Genomic DNA, 11,495 nt, shown 5'->3' on the forward strand with positions numbered 1-11,495 from the left:
CAAGTGGAATATTAATATCACGATACACACTTTCTTAAAAGAAAAATCACAGGCAGTGGGCAATGGGGCAAATGGCGCAATTGAGTCATTTGCCCCAGCCTTTTGTGTAAAATAACCATTCCAGGCCAGCACTAAGAAACCGGGAAGGCCTCAGAAATCAGAAATCAGCGGTCGGGAACCTGAAGCCTGGAGCAAGGGCAACGGAACCGCAAAAGACACCAAGAATATTTTTTCCACCAAGGATTATTTTAAACCATCATGCCATTGCATGGCAAAATTATTATGTAACCCTGTGTTCTCTGTGTCCCGAATGAACGCAGTGAACGGGTGGCGAAAGAGAGTATTTAAAAAAAACATTGTATTGGCCTCTTTTTTGCAATAGACATTGTCATCAATACCGATGACTGGAGAGTGCAAACCATGCTCACAAAATCGAAACAGCGACTGATATGAATAAATTCATCGATTACTACGACCTTCTGCTCGTCAGCCAGGATGCGGACAACGAAATCGTCGAGCGCGTTTTCAGGGTCATGGCCAAACGATACCACCCCGACAACGCCGACACCAATGACCGTGAAAAATTCGATCTGATTTTAGAAGCGTACGAAACACTCTCCGATCCTGTGAAAAGGGCTGCCTACGATGCAGGGTATGAACACCAAAAAGCCGAACAGTGGCGGAGCCTTTATCAGGAGTCGGCCGCTTCGAAAGGTATCGAAGACGACTCTCAGATTCGTTTCGGAATACTGTCGATCCTTTATCAGGAAAGAAAGCGCAGCCCCTCCGAGCCCGGTGTGGGTCAGTGGCAGCTGGAAAAAATCATTGGGTTGCCGGAAAAAACGCTGGAATTTCACATCTGGTATCTGAGAGGAAAAGATTGGATCGAACGCTTAGAGAGCGGCATGCTGGCCATAACACCTGACGGCGTGGACGCTTTTGAAAACTCCGAGTTTCACATGGGAAGGGACCGGATGCTGCCGGCACCGGAATCCCGCGAAGGCAATAACACCTGAAACCTAACAACTAAACCGAAGGAGGTGATGGTATGACGTGGCTGACACCCTTGCTGCTGGTAGTCATCATTCTGGAACTGGGGATGATTTATGTGAAGCTTCCGGAAAAAGACTGATACCTGATTTAGGTAACAGGAACCTCAAACCGGGGTAAGGGGCGGGTTGAAACGGAGCCGCCCCTTACCCCGAATTTTTTTCAGGCCCGGGGCCAAGAGCGATTTAACCACCCGCTGCGCTCGAGCCACAGAGGGTGCAGAGAATAATTTTACCCTGCGGGGCTTGCAAGAGGTTGGACGCGTAGCGCAAGTGCTTAATTTAACGACAAAGGCACGAAGGACACAAAGAATATTTTTTCCACCAGGGATTCTTTTAAAACATCATGCCATTGCATGGCAAAATTAATAGGTAACTCCGTGCTCTCTGTGTCCCGAGTGAACACAGTGAACGGGTGGTGAAATATGTTCACTCACCTACCCGCCTACCAAAGCTGGTATCTTCGCCTTAACGCCAAATCACCCAAAGGTCCTGCCGAAAAAGCCGGTGACATATAGATACAAGAGCAGCACGCCCAGAATGCCGAGGATCATACCGGTCCACTTTTTCATCCAGAACCCCAGAACAGCGACCACCACCCCACCGAGTGTAAAATAAAGCAGCAGTCCCTGGGGGTCGCCCTGGAAGGACAAGGCGAAGTTTTGAAATGAAAGGATGATGTATTCGATCATTTGAGTTCTCCAAATTTCCACTTCCCCCGGCGGGTGTTCATTGTCAAGGCCTTCTCCAAACTTTCCAGAAAAACGTGCCTGGGCACCTCCCGCGCTCCGAACCGGACCAGGTGTTCGGTGGTCACCTGGCAGTCGATCAGCCTGAAAGACCAGGCGGCGAGCTGCCGGGCCAGATAAACGAGGGCCACCTTGGAGGCGTTGCTGCGCCGCGTGAACATGGATTCGCCGAAAAAGGCCCCTCCCAGGGAAACCCCGTACAGGCCGCCGGCCAGCTCATCGCCGTACCAGGCTTCGACGGAATGGGCGTATCCCTCTGCATGCAGGCGGCAATAAGCCCCGATCATCTCTTCCACGATCCAGGTCGGATCACCGGTTTCCACCCTCACCCGGGCACAGGACCGGATCACCGCCTCGAAGGCACGGTCCATGGTCACCCGAAACGTCGCCTTGTTGATGACCCTTTTCAAGGATTTGGACACGCTGATCCGTTCGGGCGGTAAAACCAGGCGGGGGTCCGGGCTCCACCACAAAATGGGTTCAGCCTCGCCATACCAGGGGAATATGCCATGGCGATAGGCCAGCAGCAGGCGTTCGACGCTCAGATCACCGCCCACCGCCAGGAGGCCGCTTTCGGATGCCAGGTGGGGCGGCGGAAAAACAAGTTCATCCGAAAGGAGAAATACGGGCATGGCAATGCAGCCTCACTCCAACGTAATACCTAACCCGGATAAACCGGAAATACTAATATCTAATATCGAAATGCTAAACAATTTCAAATGAGCCAATACCAAACAGTTGCACCGACTGGATGTTTTTTCGTCATTCCCGCGAAGGAGCCTGTGAAGTAATTCGTCATCCCGGCCAAGCGAAGCGGAGCGCGAGCCGGGATCCAGAAAGCTATTAGCCATTAACGCGGGGCGCGCCGTATACCGTGCACCGTATACCGTTTTAATAACCCCAAGGTTGCATAAACAACATGGCAGAGAATATATGGTGAATTAGAATTGCGATTATTGAAAACGCAGCACCGGCTTGCCCTTTTTGATCTCCACCAGGACACTGCCGCCTTTTTCCAGCCTGCCGAAAAGAATTTCATCCGACAGCTTATCCTTCACCTCGGTTTGCAGCAGCCGGGACAGCGGACGCGCACCGTACCGGGGGTCGTGGCCTTTCTCCGCCAGCCACCCGCGCGCCTTGTCGGTAAGGGCTATTTCCACCTTTTTGGGCTGCAGTTGCTCGTTGAGTTCGCGGACGAACTTGTCGACGATCATTTCCATGATCTCCACCGTCAACGGGTTGAAGTTGATGATGCCGTCGAGACGGTTCCTGAACTCGGGGCTGAAGAGTTTTTCGATGGCCTGCTTTCCCTTGAAGGCCGTGTCTTTCCCGGGATCCCCGAAGCCAATCGTCTGCGAGCTCATTTCCCGCGTGCCTGCATTGGAGGTCATCATCACCATCACGTTGCGGAAATCGGCCTGTTTGCCGTTGTTGTCGGTCAGGGTGGCGTGGTCCATCACCTGCAGGAGGATGTTGAACAGATCCTCATGGGCCTTTTCGATTTCATCGAGCAGCAGGACACAGTGGGGGTGCTTGCGGACGCCGTCGGTGAGCAGGCCGCCCTGCTCGAAGCCAATATATCCCGGCGGGGCTCCGATGAGGCGGGCCACGGCGTGTTTTTCCATGTACTCGCTCATGTCGAAGCGCAGGAATTTAACGCCCAGGTTTTTGGCCACCTGCAGGGCGACCTCGGTTTTTCCCACCCCGGTGGGTCCGGTGAAAAGGAAGGATCCGATGGGGTGCCCGGGAACGCCCAGGCCCGCCCGGGACCGTTTAATGGACGTCACCAGCGAAGAAAGCGCCTCATCCTGCCCGTAAACCACCTGACCGAGGCGGTCCTCCAGGGAAGCCAGTTTCGACCTGTCCGAGGTGGAAACGCTCTGGGTTGGTATTCTGGCCATCTTGGCCACAATTTTTTCGATGTCGGCCGGGTTGATCTGCGTGCGGGTAACCGCTCCGGTCAGTCTCACAAAGGCGCCGGCCTCGTCGATGACGTCGATGGCCTTGTCCGGCAGGTAGCGGTCGTTGAGATATTTCGCCGACAGGTCCACAGCCGACTTGAGCGAGGCATCGGTGTAGCGGATGTTGTGATGGGCTTCATAGCGATCCCTGAGTCCCTTCAGGATTTTCACGGTTTCACCGCTGGTCGGTTCGGACACCTCGATCTTTTCGAACCGCCTGGAAAAGGCCCGGTCCTTTTCAAAGTGGTGCTTGTACTCCTCAAACGTGGTCGAACCGATGCAGCGCAGATCCCCCCTGCCCAAAACCGGCTTGAGGATGTTCGAGGCGTCCATGGAACCGGAGCTGGTGGCGCCCGCCCCCACGATGGTGTGAATTTCGTCGATGAATAGAATGGCGTCCTTCACCTTCTTCAGCCGGCTGATAACCGCTTTGAGCCGCTGTTCGAAATCCCCGCGGAATTTGGTGCCCGCCAAAAGCGCTCCCAGATCGAGGGCGTAAATTTTTACGTCCTTTAAAATGTCCGGCACCTGGCCTGACTGTATTCGCTGGACCAGCCCCTCTGCCAGGGCCGTCTTCCCCACCCCCGGGTCGCCCACAAAGACGGGGTTGTTCTTCCGCCGGCGGCAAAGCACCTGCATGGTGCGTTCGATCTCCATCTCCCTTCCTATGAGCGGGTCGAGTTTGCCCCTGGCCGCCTGATCGATCAGATCGATGGCGTACGCCTCCAGGGGATCCGTTTTGCGCTTGGAACCGTCCTTCGGCCTTTTCTGGGCGGCGTCTTCCCCGCCGTCGCTTTGCGGGGCGGGAAATGCGTGAGAAATGTAGGTGAGCACGTCGAGGCGGCTGATGCCCTCGGACTTCAGGTAGCTTTCGGCATGAGACTCCTTTTCCTGGAATATGGAAGCCATGATGTCCCCGATGGCCACCTCCTGCTTTTCGGCCGAGCGGGCGTGATTGACGGCACGCTGGATGACGCGCTGAAAACCGATGGTTTGCTGCAGCACGTACTCGTTCTCTTCGGGTATGCTTTCCACGCGTTCTTGAAAAAATTGTTCCAGCAGCCTTTTCAGATTTTCGACACTGCCGCCGCAGTTTTCGATAATATCGACGCCGGTCTCGTCGTGCAGCAGGGCAAAAAGCACGTGTTCGACGGAAACATATTCGTGCCGTCGCTTTTTGGCCTCCTTCACGGCGAATCCCAAAGTCTCGGAGAGTTCTTTGCTGATCATGGGTTTATTCCCTTTCCATTGTACACTTGAGTGGATATCCGTTTTCACGCGCCAGGCTCTCGACGGTATTCACCTTGGTTTCGGCTATTTCATAGGGATACACCCCGCAAAGGCCGACCCCCTTCCGGTGAATGTTGAGCATGATGCGCGTCGATTCATCTACCGTTTTGTTGAACACGGCCATCAGGATCTCCACCACGAACTGCATGGTTGTGTAATCGTCATTGTGCAACAGGACACGATAGAGCGGCGGTTCCTCGACATCCTCACGAGTTTCGCCCTCAACCTCCTCCATGCTGTCCGGTTTGTCGATCGGTTCCATTGAAAATATGTCCTAACTCGAAAATCAGGTATGACCATGTTGACCATTCTCAACATTTGGAACGCTCAGCTTTGGTCCAACCTAAGTCGAGCGATTGCTAACATTTGAAACACTCAATTTAGATTAAATCCTAAGTTGAGCGATTTTCGGGTTTGCCGCAGATGCAAGGAAAATGTCTTTTCGCTATAGTGGTCTATGCGTGATGACATTTGACACCGCAGGTGCGGTGAACCCGGAAATCCGGGAGGGTTACAAATTTTAAGAATTCAAACAGATATAATCCATTGAAGTTATTTTTATTTTTATCATTTTTAAAATTTGTAACGCTCAACTTAGGTAAATATAAGCACCCGATACAGGCTTTGTAAAGAGGCAAGGGTAGCCGGAAAGCCGCAACCTGCAGCGTGATATGTAATTGAAAAAATAAAACCAATCACGAAAGCACGAAAATTTTCATGGTCTTTTTCGTATTTTTGGGCTTTCGTGTTTTCGTGATAAATGATCTTTATCTTTTCCGGTTTACCCGGGTTAGGAGATTTCAATCAGTTCGGCATCCACCTGTTCGCCGTCAAGCTTCAAAATCGCCAGGCTGACCGGGCGATTTGTTCGCCTGGGGCCCGCGCTGCCCGGATTCAGCATCAGGAGACCGTTGCGTCTTTCCAGATGCGGCTTGTGGGTGTGGCCGAAGATGACCACCTGGACGTCGCCGTCATCCGGGTTGACATCGATCCGGGCAGGGTCGTGCACCATATAGATGCGCCTTTTCCCGAGCCGCACATCCCGCGACGCGGGAATCCCCGTGAGCCAGGTGCCGTAGTCCATGTTGCCCCTCACCGCCAGAACCGGTGCGATCAGCTGCAATTCTACTAGAATATCGTCCCCACCGATGTCACCGGCGTGCAGGATCAGGTCGACGCCTTCAAAACATTCGTGAACCTCCGCCCGCAGCAAGCCGTGGGTGTCGGATATCACACCCACCCGCCACGAAGCCTTGTCTTGTTTTATGGTATCCATATCGCCTTTCGACGCGGATTACACTGATTCCACGGATTAATTTAAGCCCTTCCGGGGGACGCGTACGTATGCACCCGTCTCCCCCTGAAAGCCGTCTTTGAATGGCTCCCTGTCAGGATCCAAGGAATGAGCTCATAACTGATAGCTCATGGCCTGCTATCAGCTATGACCTATGAGCTTTTTACCCTTGGACCCTCCTATTCAAATGGACACGTTGATCGCCTCTCATCAGTCATCAATACGGATGAATCCCAATGCTATCATCTTCCGCAGCACTTCTTGTACTTCTTACCGCTGCCGCACGGACAGGGCTCGTTGCGGCCCACTTTTTTTTGCGACCGTTTGACCGGCTTCTTTTTGGGCTTTTCACCCTCCCCTCCCGAAAAAATCAGGTTCTGCTCTTTCGGTTTGTGAAGGTCCTCGAGTTCATCCGGCTCGGCCAGCTGTATGCGGAAAAGAATGGACAGGGTTTCCTCCTGGATACGCGCGATCATATCCTGGAACATTTCAAACCCCTCTTTCTTGTAGATGAGCAGCGGATTCTGCTGCGCGTACCCCCTCAGCCCGATACCTTCCTTCAGGTGGTCCATGCTGAGCAGATGATCCTTCCAGAGATTGTCCACGGTCTGCAGCATGATATAACGCTCCAGATTTCTGAACTCCGCGGCTCCGATCATTTTTTCCTTTTCCCTGTATGCCTCGATGGCCGCCTCGCCGATCATCTGGGCCAGGCCCTCACGCGTCAAACCGTCCAGTGTGTCTTCGTCTATTTCACCCAACCGCAGGTTGAACTGGTTGAACGTGGCTTCGTCGATGCCTTTGAAATCCCACTCTTCGGGCAGGGCGCGCTCGTCCGCAAAGAGGCCGGCGATCTCCTCGGCCCGGTCGAAAATGATCTCCTCTATGTATTCCTGCAGGCTTTTGCCGTCGAGGGCTTCGCGTCGCTGTTTGTAGATCACCTCCCGCTGCTGGTTCATCACATCGTCGTACTCCAGCAGCTGCTTGCGGATGTCGAAGTTGTGCCCCTCCACCTTGGCCTGCGCATTTTCGATGGCCCGGCTGATAAGATTGTGTTCGATGGGCTCCCCCTCCTCCATGCCCAGTTTCTCCATGATGCCGGTAATGCGTTCGCCGCCGAAAATACGCAGCAGGTCGTCCTCCAGGGACAAAAAGAAGCGTGACGATCCCGGGTCGCCCTGCCGGCCGGAACGTCCGCGCAGCTGATTGTCGATGCGGCGGCTCTCGTGCCGTTCCGTGCCCAGGATGTGCAGGCCGCCCAGTCCGGTGACCCCCTCGCCCAAAACGATGTCGGTCCCCCGGCCGGCCATGTTGGTGGAAATGGTCACGGCCCCCTTTTGGCCGGCCATGGCGATGATTTCCGCCTCCTTTTCATGGTTTTTGGCGTTGAGCACTTCGTGCTGAATGCCCCGCTTTTTCAGCTTCTTGCTCAACTCTTCCGAAATGTCGATCGAGATGGTGCCCACGAGCACCGGCTGCCCCTTGGTATTCAATTCGACGATTTCGTCCATGACCGCCTCGAACTTCTCCCGGCGGGTCTTGTAGATCACATCCGGGAAGTCTTTGCGGACCATGGGCTTGTTGGTGGGGATCACCGTCACGTCGAGGTCGTATATTTTTTTGAACTCTGCCGCTTCCGTGTCGGCCGTGCCCGTCATGCCGGCCAGCTTTTCGTACATCCGAAAATAGTTCTGAAAGGTGATCGTGGCCAGGGTCTGGTTTTCATTTTCGATTTTTACGTTTTCTTTGGCCTCGAGCGCCTGGTGCAGCCCCTCGCTGTAGCGGCGCCCGGGCATGAGACGCCCGGTGAATTCGTCCACGATGATCACTTCGCCGTTTTTGACGATGTAATCCACGTCGCGTTTGAAAAGGGCGTGCGCCTTGAGGGCCTGATTGATGTGGTGCAGGAGCTCGATGTACTTGGGGTCGTAAATATTTTCCACCTGGAGAATCTGCTCGGCATGGGCCACCCCCTCTTCCGTGAGGGTCGCGGTGCGCGCTTTTTCGTCAATGGCATAGTCGACATCCTTCTTGAGGCTGGGGATGATGCGGTTGACCTGGTAGTACAGCTGGGTGGACTTTTCCGCCGGGCCGGAAATGATCAGCGGCGTGCGGGCCTCGTCCACCAGAATGGAGTCCACCTCGTCCACAATGGCGTAATTGAGCATGGGCTGGACCAGCGAATTGCGGTCGAACTTCATGTTGTCGCGCAGATAGTCGAACCCGAACTCGTTGTTGGTGCCGTAGGTGATATCCGATCCGTAGGCGGCCTTGCGCTCGGCGTCGTCCAGTCCGTGGAGGATCGTCCCCACGGAAAGCCCCAGAAAATTGAAGATCTGTCCCATCCATTCCGTGTCACGCCTGGCAAGGTAGTCGTTCACGGTAATAATATGGACGCCCTTGCGGGTAAGGGCGTTGAGATACGCCGGCAGCGTGGCTACCAGGGTTTTGCCTTCACCGGTCTTCATCTCGGCGATGGACCCCTTGTGCAGCACCATCCCCCCCACCATCTGAACATCGAAGTGGCGCATCCCCAGCGTTCGCAAGGAGGCCTCCCTTACGGTGGCAAACGCCTCAGGCAACAGGTCGTCCAGCAGCTCCCCCTTTTCCAGTCTTTCCCGAAAAACTACGGTCTGTTTTTTGAGAGCCGCATCGTCCAGGGACTTGATTTCGGGTTCCAGCGCGTTGATTCTTTCGACAACGGGCTGGATCTTTTTCAGTTCGCGTTCGTTTTTGCTCCCGAACACCTTGGTCAGCATGTCCATCAACATGGGCATCAATCCCCTTTATCCATCATGTTCGTTAATACTGTGTTGCAACTATAGAGCCTATGTAGAGCGCTCAGATTTATGTATACAAGTCAAAGAAATCTAATACATTTTATGACCATTCTCAACCTATAATAAAATCGCATGATTGTCCGAATTCACCTGTTGGCGTCAATATATGGCTAAATTGTGCGATATGGTTTAATTTCAGCAGATAGCATGGTAAGAGTCAACATCATGAAAACAACCGATCCCTTAACGTCTCGGTTCAACCGCATACAAAAGATAAGATCACATTTGGTTAAAGCATACGAAAAGCGATTAGCCGTCTGCCAGTGTCCGTGTATATCTGCGGTGAAAGAAAAAATTGAACGTAACCGCATAGCAAAACTGAGGCCTTCAGCCTAGCTGAAGGATTAAGAGCGTATTTCAAGTGCCCCGTCTGGGGGGGCTTACGTCAAAAAAATGGAGGCAGCAATGCACATTGACGGCACAACCGAACTATACGGCATCATGGGGGATCCGGTCTCCCACAGCCTGAGCCCGGCCATGCACAACGCCGCCTTCGAGGCCTGCGGCCTGAACAAGGTTTATGTGCCCTTTGAGGTCAAGGACGTTCCCCATGCCATGGACGGACTGCGGGCCCTGGGTGTCGGCGGCGTCAGTGTCACCATTCCCCACAAGCAGGCGGTCATGGCCCACCTGGATGCCATCGATCCGGTGGCGGAAAAAATCGGGGCGGTCAATACGCTGCTGATCGAAGGCGGTCATATCCAGGGCTACAATACCGATTGGCTTGGCGCCAATCAGGCCCTGGAAACGATCGTCGATATTGCGGGTTCGAGGGTGCTGGTGGTCGGGGCCGGCGGGTCTGCCAGGGCCATCGGTTTCGGCCTCATCGAAAAAGGGGCCACCGTGATTATCGCCAACAGGACGCTGGCCAAGGGTAAGGCGCTTGCAAAAGACCTGAAATGCGAGTGTTACCCCTTGAGCGACCTGAGGCATTTGGAAGTGGATGCCCTGGTGAACACCACGTCCGTCGGCATGACACCGAAGATCGACGCGACACCGGTGCCCCGAGAGGTGCTGGCGCATATACCGGCCGTCATGGACATCGTGTACGCACCTGCGGAAACCCGGCTTCTGCGCGAGGCCAAACAGGCCGGATGCAAAACGGTGAAGGGGGCCTACATGCTTCTCTAACAGGGCGTGGCCCAGTTCGAATTGTGGACCAAACGCAAGGCACCGGTCGATGTCATGCGAAAAATTCTGTTCGCCCGACTGAATGCCGTATAGCAAGGGATACCGACCATTTCGCAAAATGAAATGCAAAACAATCGTCAGCGTGTTCGGTTTTACACTGGTGCTTCTTTACGGACGGCAACCCTTGAAACAGAGATGAGCTCATAGCTGACAGGTCATAGCTCATGGCACGCTATCGGCTATGAGCTATGACCAATGCGCTCTTTTAGCCTTGTCCCCTGGTATCCTCGGCCCCTCGGGTCCTTGTTAGGTAACCGCTCAAAGACGGTTTCAGGTGGGGATGGATGCAAAAGTACGCGTCCCCCGGAAGGGCCAAATCCTAACCTCAACCTTGCAAAAGCAAGGGTTATGCTAGATTCTTGCTGGCCTTGAATGTTATGGCATCTCTGCCTTTAATCTTGATCTGCTCACCTGTCTGAGGATTTCTTCCCTTACGCGTTTTCCGATAGACTTTCTTGAAGGTTCCAAAACCGAAAACGGTTACCTTGCTGCCACGCTTTTTCAGGCCGCTCTTGATTCCATCGATGAATGCATCGTAGGCCTTGGTTGCCGCCGCTTTTGATATATCGGCATCCTTTGCAATTTTTTCAATCATTTCAGCTTTTGTCATCCTCCCCTCCTTTTTAGTTAAAAGTGATTCATGAAGTTTCCCCTGCCGGTACACACCATAACCAGAACACTTATCTGCAAGATCGGGATATGTCAAGAATTGAAGATTCTTGCAGCATGTTTTATTATCTGGCTCAATTTCTCTTTCACATTAAATTTATAGTTTTTTAGGGACAGGCACTTTATGTTTTTTCCAACTATCTTCGCTCTAAAAAAAGCTTTTCAGCCTCCATGTCCGTTCGACCTGATAGAACAAGTGCCGCCAAAGACGTGTGGTAGTTAGTTTATGGTGGGATTCAACCGTGCGGGCGCATTCCAGCCTCTCAATCAACTGAAAAGCGCTGGATTGGAAGAAGTTGCCTGCTCAGATTAATTCCGAAAGCCGTTTCAGGGAGTAGATCCCCGAAAGACCCTGGATCGGTTTGGGTACTTTCTCGTTTTTCGACTGAAAATGATGCTTGAACTGCTGGTAGTGTCTGGTTACGAACTCCCTGGATCCGATGATGCCCGAG

General features: G+C 53.4%; 8 protein-coding genes and 1 pseudogene. 2 read left to right on the plus strand and 7 right to left on the minus strand.

The annotated features are described in order from the left end of the window. The first annotated feature begins 449 nt into the window (after window positions 1-449). Window positions 450-1,016, plus strand: a complete 567-nt coding sequence (locus tag LJE94_16540) for a DnaJ domain-containing protein (protein ID MCG6911712.1) — start codon at window positions 450-452, stop codon at window positions 1,014-1,016. 512 nt (window positions 1,017-1,528) lie between these two features. Here LJE94_16540 and LJE94_16545 read toward each other — a convergent pair. The 6 genes from LJE94_16545 to secA form a co-directional block, all read right to left on the minus strand. After that, on the minus strand, window positions 1,529-1,741 hold the full coding sequence (locus LJE94_16545; protein ID MCG6911713.1) for a hypothetical protein: 213 nt from the start codon (window positions 1,739-1,741) through the stop codon (window positions 1,529-1,531). Then, window positions 1,738-2,430, minus strand: a complete 693-nt coding sequence (gene aat / locus LJE94_16550) for a leucyl/phenylalanyl-tRNA--protein transferase (protein ID MCG6911714.1) — start codon at window positions 2,428-2,430, stop codon at window positions 1,738-1,740. The genes LJE94_16545 and aat overlap by 4 nt, the downstream gene beginning before the upstream one ends. A 321-nt stretch (window positions 2,431-2,751) precedes the next feature. Beyond that, window positions 2,752-4,989 (minus strand): ATP-dependent Clp protease ATP-binding subunit ClpA, encoded by a 2,238-nt coding sequence (gene clpA, locus LJE94_16555; GenBank protein MCG6911715.1) that lies wholly within the window; start codon window positions 4,987-4,989, stop codon window positions 2,752-2,754. 4 nt (window positions 4,990-4,993) lie between these two features. Continuing rightward, on the minus strand, window positions 4,994-5,284 hold the full coding sequence (gene clpS, locus LJE94_16560) for an ATP-dependent Clp protease adapter ClpS (GenBank protein ID MCG6911716.1): 291 nt from the start codon (window positions 5,282-5,284) through the stop codon (window positions 4,994-4,996). Between the two features lie 555 nt (window positions 5,285-5,839). After that, on the minus strand, window positions 5,840-6,325 hold the full coding sequence (locus LJE94_16565; protein ID MCG6911717.1) for a metallophosphatase family protein: 486 nt from the start codon (window positions 6,323-6,325) through the stop codon (window positions 5,840-5,842). A 260-nt stretch (window positions 6,326-6,585) separates the two neighbouring features. Continuing rightward, window positions 6,586-9,111 carry a preprotein translocase subunit SecA gene (secA, locus tag LJE94_16570; protein ID MCG6911718.1) on the minus strand — a complete coding sequence of 842 codons (2,526 nt, stop codon included), beginning with the start codon at window positions 9,109-9,111 and terminating at the stop codon, window positions 6,586-6,588. A 477-nt stretch (window positions 9,112-9,588) separates the two neighbouring features. Between secA and LJE94_16575 the strand changes: the two are divergent. Beyond that, a pseudogene (locus LJE94_16575) lies at window positions 9,589-10,407 on the plus strand (shikimate dehydrogenase). Window positions 10,408-10,720: 313 nt separating this feature from the next. Here the strand turns inward: LJE94_16575 and LJE94_16580 are convergent. Next, the gene (locus LJE94_16580; protein MCG6911719.1) at window positions 10,721-10,984 is read right to left on the minus strand and encodes an HU family DNA-binding protein; all 264 of its coding nucleotides are present in this window, start codon (window positions 10,982-10,984) and stop codon (window positions 10,721-10,723) included. Between the last annotated feature and the right edge of the window lie 511 nt (window positions 10,985-11,495).

It is taken from the genome of Deltaproteobacteria bacterium (assembly GCA_022340465.1).
Taxonomy (GTDB): domain Bacteria; phylum Desulfobacterota; class Desulfobacteria; order Desulfobacterales; family B30-G6; genus JAJDNW01.